Origin of the sequence: Psychrobacter sp. Ps6 (assembly GCF_022129235.1) — a bacterium.
Classification (GTDB): Bacteria; Pseudomonadota; Gammaproteobacteria; order Pseudomonadales; family Moraxellaceae; genus Psychrobacter.
Genome location: NZ_JADQAI010000001.1, coordinates 402,979 through 422,006 on the forward strand (window position 1 = coordinate 402,979; position 19,028 = coordinate 422,006).

The following is a 19,028-nucleotide window of genomic DNA, read 5'->3' on the forward strand; positions in this document are numbered from 1 at the left end:
TAAATCCTTTTATGACGATAATGAATAAAAAATTATAGCTGACAGGTGGCTGATTAAATCAGATTTCTGTCTTATTATTTTATAATCGGTTTTTTGTTAGGGCTGACCCGAGCAAGCGCTTACTGGAAAAAATATCCTGTCTGCGGTGAGCTAGCAGTTGCCATCTTACGCATCGGCATACGACCAGCCAAAAATGCGGCGCGGCCTGCCCATACGGCATGCTTCATGGCATGTGCCATCATCACAGGGTTTTGCGCATTCGCGATCGCTGAGTTCATCAGAACGCCATCACAGCCAAGCTCCATGGCAATCGCAGCATCAGATGCTGTACCAACACCCGCGTCAACCAATACAGGCACTTTGGCGTTTTCGATGATGAGGCTGAGGGTATGGCGATTGAGTAAGCCAAGCCCAGAACCAATCAAGCTCCCAAGTGGCATGATGGCGACACAGCCCATGCTTTCTAGCTCTTGGGCAACGATAGGATCATCTGAGCTATAGACCATGACTTCAAAGCCATCATCAACCAGTACTTGAGCCGCTTTTAAGGTCTCAGTGATATTAGGATAAAGGGTTTTTTCATCACCCAATACTTCAAGCTTAACCAAATTGTGCCCGTCCAATAGCTCGCGAGCAAGCTTGCACGTACGAATGGCGGTTTCGGCATCGAAGCAGCCAGCCGTGTTCGGCAAAATCGTGTATTTGTCAGGAGAGATGACATCAAGCAAATTTGGCTCGTCGCTATTTTGTCCAATATTGGTACGGCGAATAGCGACGGTCACGATTTCTGCTGCCGAAGCGGCAATGGCTTCGCCAGTCTCGCTCATGTCTTTGTATTTGCCCGTACCGACCAGCAGGCGAGAGGAAAAGGTACGACTACCAACGGTAAAAGTATCTTGCAAAAGTGGTGTCGGGTGAGTAGCAGTGCTAACGTTCTCTGACATAACTAAAAATCCTAATAGCGAGCGGGCAAGGTGGACAGAAAAAATATAACGAGATTTCTAAGTAATATTAAAAAAGTGCAGTAGACAATAATAGCGCACTGTTAGCAAAATAAAAAATCGCATGATAAGTTGGCTATATATACCGTAAAAATAGGCGAGTGGCGATACGTAGAAAACGCCGACCACATAAAATAATACGCGTCTAAAACAAAATGTTATTATAACAAACTCATGCAATCTTACTTGCAATCTTTTTGGGCTTGGTCAGTCAAGCTCAGTGTATTTACAGTGCTTTGGTGTGATTGTCTATTTGACACTATCTCTATTTATTAGGTTGTCTTTATGATGCAGTTGCCGTACAGCTTTGCGAAACGCCATCAGATTTTGGCCATACTTGCCATTGACCCTGAGTTGCCACCAACTTTGGTATTGACGAAAGCCACGCCATTATCCGCAATCAATCAAGCGGTGCGGTTTTTACAGCAGCAAGGTAGTCGCGGCGTACCAACTTACGAAAGTGTCAGCTCGGATGATTTTGAAAAACGTATGAACGCGGCTTACGCTGGTAATACCGGAGAGTCGCAGCATATCGCTGCTGGTCTTGAGGATCATCCGGATCTTGATAGCTTAGCAGATAGCGTCCCTGAGACTGAAGACTTGATGGATCAGCAAGATGATGCGCCCATTATTCGTCTGATCAATGCGCTGTTGTCAGAAGCCATTCGCCTAAACGCCTCAGATATTCATATCGAAACTTTTGAAAAACGCTTGGTGGTTCGCTTTCGTGTCGATGGTGAGCTTAAAGAAATTATCACACCAAAACGCCAGCTCGCGCCATTATTAGTCTCGCGTATCAAAGTCATGGCCAAGCTGGATATCGCAGAAAAGCGTGTACCGCAAGATGGGCGTATTAGCTTACGACTGGCAGGGCGAGAAGTTGATGTACGTGTATCGACACTGCCGTCGAGCTTTGGCGAGCGCGTGGTGATGCGTCTACTAGACAAGCAAGCGGGACGTCTTAACATGACGTATTTGGGGCTATCTGATAATGACTATACCGAGCTGAAGCGCTTGATTCATCGTCCGCATGGGATTATTTTGGTCACAGGGCCGACGGGTTCGGGTAAGACCACCACGCTATATTCGGCACTGACTGATTTAAATGACCAAACGCGCAATATTTTGACCGCCGAAGATCCAATTGAGTTTCAGCTTGATGGTATCGGGCAGACACAGGTCAATAATAAGGTAGATATGACCTTTGCCAAAAGTTTGCGCGCGATGTTGCGTCAAGATCCAGATGTGGTGATGGTGGGTGAGATTCGCGATTTAGAGACGGCAGAGATCGCTGTACAGGCGTCTTTGACAGGGCATTTGGTCTTATCAACGCTGCATACCAACACCGCAATTGGCGCAGTCACTCGCTTACAAGATATGGGTGTTGAGCCATTTTTATTATCGTCGTCACTGATCGGCGTGGTAGCACAGCGCTTAGTGCGTACTTTATGCTCACATTGTCATGGCTGGCAGGCAGCGGATACCGAACAAGCCAAACTTTTTACCGAAATTGGTATTGAGAAAGTATTGGACAGCGATATCGAAAATGTCGCAAGTAATGCGATTCGTCTACCCAAGCCAGTTGGCTGCGATAAATGCAATCAGTCAGGGTTTAAAGGACGTACGGCGATATATGAAGTCGTACCAGTTGATGATACGCTGCGCCGCATGATTCATAGTAATACCGCTGAGTATGAGTTAGAAGCGTATGCTCGCCAGCAGACACCATCGATTCGTGCGGATGGTCTACGTAAAGTGATAGAAGGGCGGACGACATTAGAAGAGGTACTGCGAGTGACGAAAGAAAGTGCCCTAACGGATGATGCGATACTGGTATAAATGCTTAGCTATGAATGATGAGAAACAGTATTTGGAGAATAGTGTCTGGAGGACCGTATTTAAGGAGCAATGTCTGAAAAGTAGAAAAAGATAACTGAGCGAAATAGCCAGTTATCTGATCTTTTTTCTGCAATTAACAGGATAACGTTTTCAACTGCTATTACTTGGCAGCGATGCACTCAATCTCAACGCTCGCTCCTGCGGCCAACTCCGATACGCCAAACGCTGAGCGTGCAGGATAAGGTCTAGACAGTTCTGCCTTATAGACTTTGTTAAAATCATCAAAGTCATCCATATCAGTCAGCATAGCCATGCATTTGACGATATCAGATTTTCGGTAGCCGTATTTTAGTAGCGCGCTATGGATATTATCTAGTGTTTGTTTGGTTTCAGCGTCGATACCGCCTTTGACCAATTTGCCGTCTTTAATACCAATTTGTCCTGACATATATAATGTATTGCCAACACGTACGGCTTCTGAAAAAGGATAGTGGCCGCCATCACCCAAAAAAGTCGGGCTAGATTTAGTATTAGCGGCAGGAGCTGTCGCCGGACTGGCGTTAGCACCAACAGTCAAGCCTAATGAGCACATAGCAACCAGTGGTACGATAGATAAATAGGTGCTAAGTTTGGACATCCTTGTCTCCTTACTGAGTTGATTGATCATAAACATGCTAGATGCGCCACAAAATGCAGATAGCATATGTTATGTCGGTTTAATCGATTATTTGTTATTAATAGTCTCATTGTCTGCAGAGAGTGCGTCGTCTTGCTCGTTGTCTGCGGTAGTATCCGTATTATCTTCTGAGACATTTTCGCTTGCTTTGCCTTGGCGGCGCGCCTCTAGTTCAGATTTTGGAATCCAAGCCCAAGTCATCTCTACTACAATCGGGTCACGGTCACTATCAGATTCACGGTCATCAATGACGCAAGGGATAACCATTTCACCTTTTGGCGTATTTAAAATCTGCAAGCGCTGCTCATCAGATAGACTGGCTATGGCCGCAATTTGACCTTTTTTGATCGGACGATAAAAATTAACGGAATAGGATTTAATCAGCAGTACGCGATCAGAGGGCAAGTTTAACCCCAAAATGAAGCCTGTTGCCGTTTCAGCCAGTAAAGTGATGGCTACTGCATGGATTGAGCCAATATGATTCTGTACCCCTTTGACATTGTTTAGACTGACGATGACTTGATTGGGCTCAACCATTTCATAGTACACGCCTGTTGTCCCTACGTAGGGTACAACTTTGCCAAAGGCCTTTGAGAGAATGCTTGAGCGCGCACTGGCAGGTAGATATTTGGTCACAGATAACAGTTTGGTGAATTGATTGCTGATTGGTTTTAGCGTGCTGCTGGGTTTTTCGATGGATGATCTTGTGCTGTCAGAGACTTTGGCTGGTTTTTTATTGGTCAGCTTGACGGGCAGTTTTTTTAATAATCCTGACATACAAAATTCCTTAACGTAGATAAATCGAATGTTGTTTTGTGATAGTGGCAAACAGTAACTGTTAGTAAAGCCATTACAAACACTATGGTACATTAACCGCTGCTTTCCTACTATTATTAGCATGAACTGCTGCGCTTATAAAACAGCAGTCATCTATATTGTGTTGCTAGGATATAGTCTTAAATAATTAAAATAGCTCAATGGTGGTGCACGGATCTGCCTAGTAGACAATCTCTTGCGAGACCACCGCGCTATAATAGCGTGATGTTGGTACGTCTTATTTTATAAATTTTCAATACTGGATGATGCTATGTCTGATATGTCTACTCACGAGCCGACCAATATTATTTATACTGGCGTCGCGGGTACTGGCAAAACCTATCGATTGCTCCAAATCGCGAAGCAATATACCGATTATCTGCCTGAGACAAATAATGAAGCGTTACTTGGGCAGCTGTTGCAAAGCTTAAGCTGGCGTGAAGTACTGTGTTTGATATTCTTAGACTTACGGGCTGAACAACAGGATTTGGTCAAGGTGCGAGAGCTTGTTGACCATCCTTTTTTTATTACTAAAGCGGCACAAAACTCACGTGAGAAAAACCTAGAGAGCACTGCTTGGTTAGAGCTTCGCAGACATAGTCCTATAGATTCTAAAACCGTCAGTTTTGATAATCGTGCCAGCCAAGCGTACTTTGATAAAGATAACAGCGGCGCATGGTATTTACTGCCTGAGAGTATGGTATTGCTAACAGAGTTGTCACAGCAATTGGCGGAGTTTCAGCAGGCACAGTGTGATAACCAGTCCAATCAAAACCAAAATTCTGGTCAGCAGCGTTTTAGTATGGTTAGCTTTCATCAAGCTTATGGTTATGAAGAGTTTGTAGAGGGTATTCGTCCTGTTATGAGCGGCTCTATTCACGCAAACAACAGTCACTCGAGTAATACCCAGATGAGCTACGCCGTTCAAGATGGGGCCTTTTTAAAGCTATGTCAGCGTGCCGCGCGTGACCCTCAGCATCGTTACGCGATGTTGATTGATGAGATCAATCGTGCCAATGTGTCACGAGTCTTTGGCGAGCTGCTCAGTTTGATCGAGCCAGACAAGCGTGCTGGCAAACCAAATGCGATGATGGTTCATTTGGCGTATTCTGGGCGTGCGTTTAGTGTGCCTGCCAATGTTGATATCTATGCCACTATGAATACCCAAGATCACTCGCTTACGCCGCTTGATATGGCATTACGTCGACGTTTCCGCTTTATTGATTGTCCACCGCAGCCTGAATTATTACCGATAATTGGCGGTATGAGTGACGCGACTAATCGTGCACAAGCAGACACGGTAGATTTAAGCAAATTGCTAATAGGCTTAAACATGCGTATCACACAGACGCTAGGAGCCGAGGCGCAGTTGGGGCATGCTTTTTTATTTTCAGTCGATCATTTAGAGCAATTACAAATGGTGTTGGTCGAACAGATCATTCCGCAGTTGGCGCAAGCTGCGGGCGGTCAAGTGGCTATATTGCAGTATATTTTTAGAGATGAGCAGCAGCCGTTACGCACCCAGTTTATCCACGACAGCCAAACAATGATAAATAATGATTTGTATGATCCGATGAGTAAGAATCATGCAACGACGCAACATCAAATGTTTGCAGGGCAGGGCGCTTTTCTTGGTCAATCGATGAACGTAGGTGGCTATATGATGAATCCCGATCTTATTGCTAGGACTGGTGAGTTTGGCAAGCCCGCTATCTATCAGCGTTTGTACGAGTAAGGTGGCTGTTTAGTGAGAACTCATAATCAGTACTATGCGCAAGAAAACTATATTAAGGCAGATAGTTTTTATGCTCGTATACCTAACAGTAAGGCTCTTGTAGCAAATGTTGTCACGGTATTTGAACACCAACGCCTCACAGCGCACGATTTCCCGCATGTCTCTGACTTTCATTGGCTAATGGCGCAAGAGTTTGCCGTGTTTTCCATCAAGCGCAAGCAAGGACAGTGGCAGCTCAAGGTTGGGCATTATATAGGAATTATCCTCTTGCCTAGTGGTATGACACTTGAGCTATTGCCAAAACTGGATCAATCCACTCAATATAATAATATTGCTCAAACTCGCCACTGGGTACAAGGCATGTTATCCGACTTGACCCGTCTTGATGCGCGGCAAAATCGTAAGCTGCCTAACATGAAAAACCTAGGGCAATTTAGTGATCACTCAATGCCATTACCTGTAGAGGCTCCGCCGTTGTCAGAGTGGTTATTAGAGCAGTTTTTGCAGCGCTTGGTTCGTTATCAGCCAACCCAGCACTATCAGGCTCAGATCAATAACCAATCATCGCTACAAGGGCGCCTGCTCATCAAAGAGCAGCTACGACATAACAGCATGCAGCCGCATAAGTTTGTCTGTGAGCGTAGTGTGATGAGCCAAGATATGTTGGCCAATCGCTTGATCAAGAGCGCATTGGTATGGCTTATGCCATTACTGCCTAGATCTATATGTACACCGCTCTTACGGCCATGGCAGCCGTTATCTGGGCTAAACCAGCGTGAACGACAGCGGCTAGCGTCAATATATGCTCAAGCAAAGCAGCAGTTAAGCGTTCTGCCATTACAAAAACAGCAACTGCAAGCCGCGCAGCAGTTGGTAGACCTAGCTTATTGGCTGTTACAGCAGTCAAAGGCATCGACAGGTTATGGTATTGACCCCACTCGACCAAACTTATCTCAGCCAAGATTGTGTCTATTGATCGATATGAATCAGGCGTTTGAACAGTGGGCGAGTCAGCGTATCGCGTCGATGTTTCAGCAAGTGAGTAGCAATTATCGTCCTTTTTACCAAACCCAAAGTGTCTGGCTCAATGATAGTGAGGGTCAGGCATGCGTATCGATACGACCAGATTTGCTGATATACAAAACGGCTGATAATGATAATAACCAAAATCAGAGTGACACCGCGGTTAGTAAAGAGACGGTAAACGGTTGCTATAGCCATGTCATCGATATCAAATGGAAATATCTGCCTCATGCTGGTGCTATTACTGCCAGTGATGCCTATCAGTTGACCAGCTATGCACAGGCCTATCAAGCAGGGCAAGGCTGGATGGTATACCCTGTATTAAGAGACAAGAGAAGACCAGTTGCGCTTAAGCAGCAGATTTATCGTGACAATGGTGAGAATAAAAGTAATCTTAGCGATGGTACTAAAAGTAACCACTCAAACCATGCGGATTTATGGCTGATACCGTTCGATGTGCTGACAGGTATGGTCAACGGTGATTTGCCTGCGAATTTGAATGAAGTATAGTGATTCCATCAATCATAAGAATCATAATTAACGAAGGTTTTTGAAGCGACTATTTTTATAAAAATGCCTTTTTTGAAAGAATTTAGAGATTATTTCAAATTAATCGAAAATAGGTGTTGACACAATCGCCTTTACCCCTTAATATGTGCACCTCGATAGCGAGGAACATTAACAAGTTAGCGGCATTGCCAATAACGAGTTAATCAACAAACTATCGTGATAATAGAGAATTTCGGAGTGTGGCGCAGTTTGGTAGCGCATCTGGTTTGGGACCAGAGGGTCGTAGGTTCGAATCCTATCACTCCGACCATCTATTTTAAGAGCCTTACAGGCTTTTTTTTATGTATAATGATTTAGTTTCTGATATAGTAAAAGTTATATTATAAACTGAATGATAGGGTATAAAAGTCCTCTAAGAGCGCCTGTAGCTCAGCTGGATAGAGCATCTCCCTTCTAAGGAGGTGGCCGCAGGTTCGAATCCTGCCAGGCGCGCCATTTAGCCTGCAAATCTTGCCTATTCTTTTGGCAATAGTTATGGCGGTTGTAGCTCAGTTGGTAGAGCCCCGGGTTGTGATCTCGGTTGTCGTGGGTTCGAGTCCCATCAGTCGCCCCATTTTATTTTGCATTATCTGCATATAAATCCTATCTTTATACTAAATCTTATCTAATAAATAGCACTCGCCACTGTTGGCGTTTTTTTTGTGTCTGCTTGATTTCTATTTCCCTGTATTATCCTATAATATTAAACGGTTAAAGCTTTCTGAACTTTTAATTGTTTAGTGATTTACTGACTTCTTATTCATATCAATTTTGCGATAGGTTTTTCTTCAAAAACCTAAACTGACTGTGTCTGCTCTACTATTGGTTAGTACTGCTTATGAGTAAATAGACATCATGTTTTAAATCGGGCATTATGCTTAGGTCTTGATGCATCCTGCTGATGAAAACATCGTATTGGCTACACAGAAAAAACTTAAAGCATTTTGGATACACCCCCGCCTTTTTAAGATTTGTTGTTATTGACTCTGTATTATTGAGGAACTGATTGATGGACGCATTGAGCGTATTGCTACAGAATGTGCACTTATTTGAGACCAAGTATTATCGTTTGAATGGTGCTGGCAATTGGTCTTATTCTATGAGTAGAAAAGACACCATTTTATTTTACTTGGTGATGTCGGGTGGTTTTTGTATAGACGTTGGCAATGGCCTACGCGAAGCTCGCGCTGGTGATATGATTATGATCCCGAACGCGCATAAGCACGTGAGTTATGCACTCAATCATCATGGTGACGTGGCTGAACCCCTCGATGAGTTACTGACCAACTGTCAAGATCGCACGCTTGAGATCGATGGTAATGGCGATCCTAATTCCTCATTAATTTTGATTGAGTGTAAATACGACAAAGAGATGATTAGTCCTCTACTATCTGTGCTACCACCGATATTGCCTGAGCTCAATGATGCTGCTGATGGTCGGTTTGAGGTGATTGATGTGGAGATCAAGCTTTTGACCTTGGAATCTGAGCGCGAACGCATGGGCAAAACAGCTGTGATCAATCACTGGGCAAGCATCATGATGATTGAATGTTTGCGCGTTTATATTGAAAGCTTACCTGAGGCGACTGAGAATTGGCTAAAGGCCATGAAAGATCCATTTTTGACCAAGGCGCTTGCAGCGATGCATGAAGCGCCAAGTCAAAGCTGGACCATTCATAAGCTTGCAGAGGTAGCAGGTATGTCGCGCTCGAGCTTTGCCCAGCGCTTTAAAGATACGGTAGGGATGCCGCCCCTCACTTATTTGATTGATTACCGCTTGCGTTTGGCAGCACGCTATTTGCGCTTACAGCAAAATAGTATCAGCCGTATCAGTGATATGGTGGGCTATGCGTCAGACTCGACTTTTAGTCAGGCGTTCAAGCGCGTTTATGGTGTCTCACCAAAAGCGTACCGTCAACAGTATCAACAACAAAAGCTTGCGTAAGTTATTTTTTGACGTCCTCAGAGTTCATTTATTAAAAGCGTTAAGGCGATCAAGGTATCCTTAGCGCTTTTTTTGATTGATATAGATATAGTATTTGCATAGATAGAATACTTGGCAGTCAACTGGCGCTATTTTGGCTAGGCGAGGCTGACAATACGCTTGTGTTCAGGTACTATGGAATAATGAGTCGTCGAGATGTGAGCGCTTATATTTGATGCATAATATGTGACTGTATACCAGTGATATAAAAGGATCGAGACGATGTTTATTTTTGCTGCTGATGGTATGTTATGACTGAACCGACCGCAAAGCCAAGTACAGAAGCCAATAGTCACCAAGGTACTACTGCAACTGCTAAAAAAGAACAGAAATCTGATAAAGCTAATGCGCAAGATAACGTGCATACTGGCAAAACGGTGTCAGCTAATACGGCTGAGATGCCTGATAAAGCGACATTATTAACCCTATTTACTTTGTCAGATACCAAAGAGAGTATTGATGAAGTAGGCGCTAGCGAGCAGCTTAACACCGATACATCAACCACACAGCCTACCGCCAACGAGTCAAGCGTAGCCGCGCAGCGTGTGGCTCTTTATCATGCCCAGCATGAACGCACTCGACTGCTATATATGGCATCTGCCAATACGCGCCCCACGTATTTAGTACAAACCCTCAAATCACAATTTGCAGAATATCAGCAGTATTTGCTTGCTCAGCAGCTCGATAAGCGTGGTTTGATGGATACGGAAATGCTTGAACGACTCTGGCAGCAGCTGCACGTGGTCGATGATATTATTGCAGATATCGTCCATCATATGCCCGCTCAGCAGCCAGCAGGTTGGCAGCTTACCACGCAGGATGGGCGCAACCCGCTGTGCTTTGCTACTGTCGGCAAGCTAAAACATGGCAAGCCAATCCGCGATCAAGGCAGTCTCAACAGCTACGTGCTTGGTCATTTTGGTGTGAGCAGCTTTACCTATGATCGCGGTTATTATATCGGTCATGTGGTTGGGTATTTATTCAGCTGTTATTTCTGCGCGCACTTATCTATCAGTTATGGTGTGGCAGCGCTCGGTCAGCAAGTCGTTGCTGATTATGACTATGCTAGCCTTGAGACGCCGCACATGGTCAGGCTGTTACAAGGTCTGGATGGGTATTGTAAAAAACGTGTTTATCAGCTGGCAGTGATTTGTGCGCGCTTGAGTGTGTTTGCGAGTGATAAACGCATTGAGAGAATGCTGATTGCTGAGGTCAATGATTTTGATAAAAAATTACAGCAGCAGCATTTGGATGTCTTACTATTACAAGGCTTGATGCCTGACAGTAATGACTCAACGCCGCTTTGATAGATACTTTTTATAGACATTGTCCTTTTGGTTAAGCCATAAATCCAAACCACTACCTGTGACTTTTTTAGGATATCTGCCGCTATGCCCGCTTATCATTTTAAAGCGCTTGACGATCAAGGTAGTGTCCAAAAAGGCTTACTAGAAGGGGATTCTGCCCGGCAAGTTCGGCAGCAGTTGCGTGATAAGCAGTGGACACCAGTCGAAGTCAGTGCGGTCAATGACAGACAAAGTCAAAACAAAAGCCGCTATAAAAAACCATCTGCTTATGAGCTTGCATTACTCACACGCCAGTTATCTGTACTACTAGCGGCTGGTATCCCACTTGAAGAAACCTTGGCTGCTGTTGCTAAACAATCGCCAAAGACGCATATCAAATCTCTGATGCTGGCGGTACGCTCACATGTCCTCGAAGGCTTAAGCTTAGCGCGAGCATTACAACAAGCGGCGAGCTTCCCGCCCTTATACATCGCGACGATTGCCGCAGGCGAAAAATCTGGTCACTTGGATTTAATCCTTAATCAGCTAGCCGACTACACCGAAAACCGCTTTGCCCTCCAAAAGAAAATCCAAGGGGCGATGGTCTATCCGATTGTACTGATGGTCATGGCTATTGGCGTCATCATGGGGCTGATGAGTTTTGTGGTGCCCAAAATTGTCAAAGTCTTTGAGCAGTCTGAACAGGCCCTGCCATTAATTACTCAAGTCGTTCTGACGTTATCAAATATTATTACGCAGTGGTGGTGGCTAATGCTACTGGTATTGGCAGGTACTGCGTTTTTGTTTTATCGTTTTGCCCAAACGCAGGCTGGGAAATTGGCAATAGATAGTGTGGTGCTCAGGCTACCGATATTAGCCAGATTGTCTAAGGGATTGAATGCGGCGCGTTTTGCTAGCACGCTTGCGATCTTGGTGCGCTCAGGGGTGCCGTTGATTGAGGCACTACATATTGGTGCGGCAGTGACGACCAATTTGCACATCAAGCAAACGATTGTGACTGCTGCTGATAGGGTCACAGAAGGCTCAAGTTTGTCCAGCCAACTCGAAAAATCCACTTACTTTCCACCGATGATGGTACAAATGATCAAAAGCGGTGAGAATTCAGGCGAGCTTGAAAACATGCTCAGTCGTGCCGCCACAATGCAAGAAGCGGAGGCAACCAATTTTATTAGCACCTTACTATCATTACTTGAGCCTTTGATGCTGGTCTTGATGGGCGTGGTGGTGATGATTATCGTGATGGCAGTGATGCTACCAATCGTCAACATGAATGACTTGGCAGGCTAGTCAAGAGTTAACTAGCTGACAAACAGTCGATGTATTCTTCTCAAACTATTAACTGCCTATATTTTATCCTCTCTTAATTACCTATCTTGCTAAACCCTACGTTAGCTTTCTTAAGATTTGCTTACTGTTGTATATTGTTGACCAAGCAAAATTTTTGCTATGGTAAATATAAGCACCACGTTATAGTGAAAGCGGGTTAAAACGATAGTGATAAATATCGATGATTATTTGGTAACGGTTACTTGCTGCTGACGATTATGATTACTCAGTATTGACTGTAATGACAATCTGAGCACAGCGCTGGATAAAAATAAAACCATGGTTTATAGTGACAATGATTTAGGGTTTTATTGATAAGCCCCTAGATGCATGAGTGCTACTAGAACGCCACTTTTACTATTTACATAACTGTGATGACCAAAGCGATGACTATGACTGACACCCTTCAAGTAAATATTAGCCCAAAAAGTGCCAATACCAAAAATGACAATAATAATATTCAAGTCCATGGTGGCATTATAAATGACCATCAGAGAGTCCATTCAATGGCACATCGCAGCTTGATAGGTAAGTCTGGACAATCGGGATTTACGCTTATTGAGATTATGGTCGTTATCGTCATTTTGGCTATTCTTGCAGGCTTGGTCGTCCCAAAAGTAGTCGGACAAAGTGACAAAGCGCGTGTCAAAACTACTGAAACTGCGCTCGCTACTGTCTCCAACGCGTTAGATATGTATAAAGTCGACAATTCACGCTATCCGACGACAGCGCAAGGGTTAGAAGCGCTTACTACACCGCCTGCGGATGCAAAAAACTATCCTGAAGGTGGCTATATTAAAGGTGGCTATCCAACGGATGGTTGGGAAAATGAGATGCAATATGTTGCGCCAGGTAGTGAAGGGCGACCTTATGACTTGTTTTCCTTAGGTGCAGATGGACAGCAAGGTGGTGAAGGTCAGGATGCGGATCTTTATGCTCAGCTATAAGATTTAGCCTTGTCGGCATCTAGAAAGCCTATACCAATAAAATATCGTTAAATGCACTTGCTATCGTGCAATTAACGACCTATCAATATCAACCAATAACTTTTTATTGGTTGATATTTTTTATCGATACGTAAAATAAATACCATCTGATATGAACCTTGTATTGAGGGTCAATAGTTTTATCAGTAGGTGTATATCCGTACTGCCAGTCACTGGAAGCTAACATCAAAGGTAATAACTTATGTCAATAAAAATACCAACACTACAATCAGTCGCTATCAATAAACGCGCTACTAAGTTCTATGCGCTTGCGTTTACTGTTGCAACCACCTCATTGATGACAGCTTTATCCATGACATCAATTAGCGCACAGGCGGCAGGATTGAACGAATTATTTAATAGCAGTAGCGCATCCCAATCAAAATTTTTACCAGTGGATGAAGCTTTCCAAGTGACTAGCAGCACCAAAGCCACATCTAAGGGCACGCGTTTATCCATCACGTTTGATATCACGCCAGGACATTATGTCTATAAAGATCAGCTCGCGTTAAGCTTTCCAAAAGGGATAAGCGCAACGCCGTTTACCTTTAATCAGACACCAGTGTCCATTGATGATCCAACCTTTGGTAAAGTTCCAGTATTTACGCAAAGGAGTGTTGTTGCCACCACGATGCTGACGACCAATAATGGTAAAGGCGCAAAAAATGCCCCGATTATCATTGGTTGGCAAGGCTGTGCAAAAGCTGGGCTATGCTACCCACCCGAAAAGATCAAAACTAAGGTAAATATTGCTGCGACACGTAGATAAATATTGAGAAGTTTGATTCAAATATTGGTAATAACAGGTAGCTATTCATGCTCATGAAGACATCACAACAATCGCCATCATTGACTACAAATACACATGCAAAAAAATCGTATGTCTTAGCATGTGCGATTGCTAGCGGCTCGCTATTGACAGGATTGTTAGCGACGTCAACGACGGCGCAAGCGGCAGGATTGGGTGATCTATTTGGCAGCAGTCAAAATACAGCGCAATCGAAATTTTTGCCAGTAGATGAAGCCTTTCAGGTTAGTAGCAGTAGTGCCTCTACCAAGTCAGGTACGCGCCTGTCTATTAATTTTGATATCACACCTGAACATTATGTCTATAAGAATCAAATCAAATTAACGCTACCTGCGGGTGTGACGGCAGCACCTTTTACCTTTAACCAAAAGCCATATTCAATCGACGATCCGACATTTGGTAAAGTATTGGTGTTTGATCAAGCCAATATGGTCGCAACTACCACATTGACCAGTAACAACGGAAAAAGCATCGATGATGCAGCGATTGTCATTGGTTGGCAAGGTTGCGCCAAAGCGGGATTATGCTATCCCCCTGAAAAAATCAAAACCATGGTCAATATCGCAGTAGCATCGTCACAGAGCGCGACAAGTAATGCCAACACTGAGGCAGAAAGTGCGTCTATTAACGAGACGGCCGCGAGCGACAATCTGACTGATGCGACGATATCTGCTGGGGATACTGAGACGACATCCACAACAACTGGTGCCAGTAGCACCGCGGCGCAATCAGAACAAGCGCCGATGGATGATGAGGTTATTGATTATGATCTAATCGATGACAGTGCTTTGGAGTATGACTCTTTAGATGGTAGCACTGCAACGACTACGATTTCTGGAGCAAACGCTAATGTATCAAGTGACGCGACCAATAGCGAGAATGTAAATGCTAACAACCTTGTCGATGGTGATCCCTTTGGTTTAGCATCTCATCCTTGGCTCGCACTGGTCTTACTGTTTTTAGCAGGTCTAGGTTTGGCATTGACGCCGTGTGTCCTACCGATGCTGCCCATCGTTGCCAATATTGTGGCCCGCGAGCAAAACCCAACGGTCAAACGCGGCGTCATCTTAACCACCAGTTACGCGATTGGTGTGGCGACTGCCTATGGTATTTTGGGTGCTGTCATTGCGGTATTTGGCGAGTCATTAGGTATTATTGGCTGGTTACAAAATCCTATTATTTTGATTAGCTTTGCGATTGTTTTCGTCTTGTTAGCGCTATATATGCTGGATGCTTTTACCATACGTTTACCGCAAGCACTCAGCCGAAAAATGCAGGGACTTAGCCAAGCAGGTGATAGCAAGCTTGGTAGCACAGGTGGTAGTTTGATCGCTGGATTTTTATCTGCATTAGTCGTATCGCCTTGCGTCTCTGCGCCATTATTCGGTGCGCTATTAGCAGTCTCTACCATTGGTAGTCCACTCTTGGGTTTCGCCGCCTTATTTATGCTAGGTTTTGGTTTGTCAGCACCGCTTATTTTAATTGGTGCCACTCAGGGCAAAATCATGCCAAAAGCAGGAGAGTGGATGAACTGGGTCAAGCAGGGCTTTGCGCTGCTATTATTCGCGGTGGCATTGCTATTAGTTGAGCGTGTGTTTATATCGCCAGTGATGCTTATGGTCTGGGCATTATGGTTTATGGTGGTGGCGACATGGGCGTGGAGCTGGATCGGCAGAAGACGCATGTTAACCCAAGCCATGAGTCTAATCGCTGGTATCTGGGCTGCTTGTTTGATCGTGGGTGCAGCATTAGGGAATGATGATAGCTTGCATCCATTAGCCTCGCTAAGCGCTACGCCGACCATGGTTCAGTCAGCGACTGGTCAGCCGGTGGGTAACGATAGTGCAGCGACAGATAAAACGATCACCACGCTTGCTGAGCTAGATACGATTGTTGCGGCAAATCCTAATGTCCTTGTTGATTTGACAGCAGATTGGTGTGTTGAGTGCCGTATCATGGATAAAAACTTATTTCATAATCGCCCAGCACAGATGCAAGACTGGCAGTTGGTGAGACTTGATATCACGGATACTACGGAAGACTCCAAAGCCATTTTGTCACGCTACAAGCTGTTTGGCCCGCCCGCATTACTTTATTATCAAGGTGGTCAATTGGTTAACCAGCAAGTGGGCGAAATCGGTCGCGTGGAGTTTGAGCAAACCTTAACGACGCTAAACAACTGATGGCTCACAACCCGTACTTAATAACCTGAGTAAGTCTTTTGCTAAGGCTTAATAATGAAAAAAAGCCAGCGTATGCCAATAATGGTACGCTGGCTTTTTTAATGCTATTAAATTATTTTTATAATATCTTCTAAACGTTTGGTTTCACACATAATATGTCTCTTTAGCCAGATTTAATATATCGATAACGCTAGTATAGTGATTATATTTTCATTACAATAAAGTAACAATACTGAAGGGGTATATCAGTTTGTCATAACTGCTTCTGATGTTCTCATTTTTTCTAGTTTTTTAGCGGCGACGCTAACAGTTATATTAATTAACTCACATACTCTGCTGGCGATAATGCTGGTTAGATAAAGGACATTTATGTTTGCCCACATCACCACTCAGCGTCAATTACAACGTACTCATGTAATCAGTCGTAACGCCAGTAGTCGCACGATACATACTCATTTGAGTATTGCGGTTGCTATCGCGTTGAGTTGTACGGCGGTACAAGTACAAGCAGCTGACAATAGTCAAACTTATAACGAACTACCAGTACCAGAAGCGGCGTTTGAATATGAAACCGTTGAGATGCCTCAGGGCGTAACCACACAGAGCGATAAAGTAATCAGCAAAGAATTTATTGCTCAACAAGCGAAGCTGTTTTCTGAATGTACGCAAGTGCAGAGTAGTGCCGCTCGTTTGGCTTGTTTTGACAAGGTAGCTGAACAAGGCAAAACACCAAGCTATACCACGACCAAGCAGCCAGTTGATTTGGCAAAAACATTTAAGACGACTATTTCGGGTAACCCACAAGTCGTTTTTGTGGAAGAGAACTCGACCAATACTTTCAGTGATGAGAGCGCAACTGCTAATCAACAGTCTACTACCAATAGTTTGGATACGGTCGCAGACAGTCAGCAAGAAGCACAAGTTCTAGAAAGCGTGGGTGTCACTCAAGCAGATATTGAAAAGTATACACCACTCAGTTTGGCATATGATCTCGATCAAAACAGTGAGCGCGGTACTTGGACGGTAAGACCATACCGTCCGACTTATCTGCTCCCATTATTTTATACTTTTGATCCTAATTTAAGTCCAAGCACCCCTTCTCAAGAAATTGAACCTTTTGACTCTAATGACATACGTGAGACAGAGCTAAAATTCCAGTTATCTCTAAAGAGTAAAGTCGCAGAGGATCTATTCGATACCAGTGCGGATCTGTGGTTTGGTTATACCCAAGAGTCACATTGGCAGGTTTATAACGAAGACAATTCACGACCATTTCGTGCTACCGACTATCAACCTGAAATATTTTTGACCCAGCCTGTGACGGCAGACCTACCTTTCGGTGGACGTCTACGTATGTTAGGGGCGGGCGCTGTGCACCATTCTAATGGACAAGATGATCCGTTATCACGTTCGTGGAACCGTGCCTATTTGATGGCAGGGGCAGAGTGGGGCAAGTTGTCAGTCATACCGCGTCTATGGGCTCGAGTAAATGGTGATAGCAGTAGCGACGATGACAACCCAGATATCGAAGATTACATGGGTTATGGCGATATCAAGTTCTTATATGATTTGCCTGCCGAGCAAAGCATCAGCGGTACTTTGCGCTACAATCCAAGCACCAATAAAGGCGCTGCCCAAATCGACTATATCTATCCATTGTCAGAAAACGTCAATGGCATGGTGCAGCTATTCCAAGGTTATGGTGAGTCCATTGTCGATTATAATCATGAGAATACCTCTATTGGTTTCGGTATTGTACTGAATGATTGGAAAGGCCTCTAATATAAGCGAGTCTTACCATATTTATGATAATCAATAGTCTATGCACCGCTTAACGCCTTATCAAACTGGACTGTGGCTGGCAGAGTATTTAAATGTACGCTGCCAGCTATGCCGTATTTATCGAAGTACAGCACAATCTCAGCTATTGATGCAGCACTCACACGCTAATAGTAATGACGCATCGAGCGAAAATTCTGAATTTTCCCTTTCAAGCAATCAATCCTCGTTTGCTCATATTTATCATCAAATCAATCACCGCTTAAGTAGTGGGTTACTCTGCACTTATTGCCATAATAGTATCGCATGGCTACCACAGCCTTTTGATGTTGACATTGCTGCTGGTAGATCCTTATCTATCCAAGCATCTACCTATTATGAGTATCCAATCCGTCAAGCGATTCGGGCGTTTAAGCATCATGAAGACATGACAAAATTGCCATTGTTGTTACATGCATTACGTCAGCTACCACGGCCACATGGCTGTCATCGTAACAATAGTGTGATTGTTGCCATGCCAACGACCAATCAACGGCTAGTGAAACGAGGGTTCGATCCTGTCAGTATTTTATCATCACAACTGTCAAAGCATTGGCAAATACCTTTATGGCATGGTGTTGAGCGTATTGATGATACGGTCAGTCAGCAAGGGCTCACACGCGCTGAACGTCTAAGCAACCTAGACAATGCGTTTGCGCTAACTGAAAAACCTTTGGCAAAACGCTTACTATTGTTCGATGATGTGTCTACGACAGGCGCAAGCTTGCAAGCACTGGCACGTGCATTCATCTCATCTGAGCCAACAGCGATCATAAATGTCCAAAGCCCTGATAACTATGACATCTCTGCCTATGCCTTAGCTCATGGCAGCCAATCATAAATTTTTTTCCTATCTGTTTGAAATCATTAATATATTGCTAATATATCATTGTAACGCTATATTATTAGATACGTATATATCTACTGAACTATCAAATGTGCCTTATTTCTCATTTATATATAACATGAGCAGAATG

General features: G+C 44.1%; 14 protein-coding genes and 3 tRNA genes. 14 read left to right on the forward strand and 3 right to left on the reverse strand.

The annotated features are described in order from the left end of the window. Positions 1 to 119: 119 nt before the first annotated feature. Positions 120 to 902: a thiazole synthase gene (locus I3255_RS01740; RefSeq protein ID WP_238036522.1), complete on the reverse strand. Its 783-nt coding sequence runs from the start codon at positions 900 to 902 to the stop codon at positions 120 to 122. A 384-nt stretch (positions 903 to 1,286) separates the two neighbouring features. Here I3255_RS01740 and gspE point away from each other — a divergent pair, with 384 nt between their 5' ends. Then, positions 1,287 to 2,840, forward strand: a complete 1,554-nt coding sequence (gene gspE / locus I3255_RS01745; protein ID WP_238036238.1) for a type II secretion system ATPase GspE — start codon at positions 1,287 to 1,289, stop codon at positions 2,838 to 2,840. Positions 2,841 to 3,000: 160 nt separating this feature from the next. Here the strand turns inward: gspE and I3255_RS01750 are convergent, their stop codons facing one another. Both I3255_RS01750 and I3255_RS01755 read right to left on the reverse strand, forming a co-directional pair. Further along, complete coding sequence (locus tag I3255_RS01750) at positions 3,001 to 3,477, reverse strand: RidA family protein (RefSeq protein WP_238036239.1); 477 nt, start codon at positions 3,475 to 3,477, stop codon at positions 3,001 to 3,003. Between the two features lie 87 nt (positions 3,478 to 3,564). Further along, positions 3,565 to 4,293, reverse strand: a complete 729-nt coding sequence (locus I3255_RS01755; protein WP_238036240.1) for a DUF4442 domain-containing protein — start codon at positions 4,291 to 4,293, stop codon at positions 3,565 to 3,567. 310 nt (positions 4,294 to 4,603) lie between these two features. Here I3255_RS01755 and I3255_RS01760 point away from each other — a divergent pair, with 310 nt between their 5' ends. The 13 genes from I3255_RS01760 to I3255_RS01820 all read left to right on the forward strand — a co-directional run bounded on the left by I3255_RS01760 (position 4,604) and on the right by I3255_RS01820 (position 18,892). After that, positions 4,604 to 6,067, forward strand: a complete 1,464-nt coding sequence (locus I3255_RS01760) for an AAA family ATPase (protein ID WP_238036241.1) — start codon at positions 4,604 to 4,606, stop codon at positions 6,065 to 6,067. A gap of 12 nt (positions 6,068 to 6,079) precedes the next feature. Beyond that, positions 6,080 to 7,600: an McrC family protein gene (locus I3255_RS01765; protein WP_238036242.1), complete on the forward strand. Its 1,521-nt coding sequence runs from the start codon at positions 6,080 to 6,082 to the stop codon at positions 7,598 to 7,600. Positions 7,601 to 7,833: 233 nt separating this feature from the next. After that, positions 7,834 to 7,910, forward strand: a tRNA-Pro gene (locus I3255_RS01770). A 108-nt stretch (positions 7,911 to 8,018) separates the two neighbouring features. Beyond that, positions 8,019 to 8,095, forward strand: a tRNA-Arg gene (locus tag I3255_RS01775). A 42-nt stretch (positions 8,096 to 8,137) separates the two neighbouring features. Beyond that, positions 8,138 to 8,213 (forward strand) — tRNA-His (locus I3255_RS01780). A 435-nt stretch (positions 8,214 to 8,648) separates the two neighbouring features. Beyond that, complete coding sequence (locus tag I3255_RS01785) at positions 8,649 to 9,584, forward strand: AraC family transcriptional regulator (protein ID WP_058025656.1); 936 nt, start codon at positions 8,649 to 8,651, stop codon at positions 9,582 to 9,584. Positions 9,585 to 9,874: 290 nt separating this feature from the next. Beyond that, complete coding sequence (locus I3255_RS01790; RefSeq protein ID WP_238036243.1) at positions 9,875 to 10,930, forward strand: hypothetical protein; 1,056 nt, start codon at positions 9,875 to 9,877, stop codon at positions 10,928 to 10,930. A gap of 84 nt (positions 10,931 to 11,014) precedes the next feature. Then, entirely contained in the window at positions 11,015 to 12,217 is a 1,203-nt protein-coding gene (gene gspF / locus I3255_RS01795; protein WP_238036244.1) for a type II secretion system inner membrane protein GspF, read from the forward strand. A 545-nt stretch (positions 12,218 to 12,762) separates the two neighbouring features. After that, on the forward strand, positions 12,763 to 13,203 hold the full coding sequence (gspG, locus tag I3255_RS01800) for a type II secretion system major pseudopilin GspG (RefSeq protein WP_238036525.1): 441 nt from the start codon (positions 12,763 to 12,765) through the stop codon (positions 13,201 to 13,203). 241 nt (positions 13,204 to 13,444) lie between these two features. Beyond that, on the forward strand, positions 13,445 to 14,011 hold the full coding sequence (locus tag I3255_RS01805) for a protein-disulfide reductase DsbD N-terminal domain-containing protein (RefSeq protein ID WP_238036246.1): 567 nt from the start codon (positions 13,445 to 13,447) through the stop codon (positions 14,009 to 14,011). A gap of 47 nt (positions 14,012 to 14,058) precedes the next feature. Continuing rightward, the gene (gene dsbD / locus I3255_RS01810) at positions 14,059 to 16,233 is read left to right on the forward strand and encodes a protein-disulfide reductase DsbD (protein ID WP_238036248.1); all 2,175 of its coding nucleotides are present in this window, start codon (positions 14,059 to 14,061) and stop codon (positions 16,231 to 16,233) included. Positions 16,234 to 16,602: 369 nt separating this feature from the next. Next, positions 16,603 to 18,015 (forward strand): phospholipase A, encoded by a 1,413-nt coding sequence (locus I3255_RS01815; RefSeq protein WP_238036250.1) that lies wholly within the window; start codon positions 16,603 to 16,605, stop codon positions 18,013 to 18,015. A 40-nt stretch (positions 18,016 to 18,055) separates the two neighbouring features. Then, the gene (locus tag I3255_RS01820; protein WP_238036252.1) at positions 18,056 to 18,892 is read left to right on the forward strand and encodes a ComF family protein; all 837 of its coding nucleotides are present in this window, start codon (positions 18,056 to 18,058) and stop codon (positions 18,890 to 18,892) included. The last annotated feature ends 136 nt before the right edge of the window (positions 18,893 to 19,028 follow it).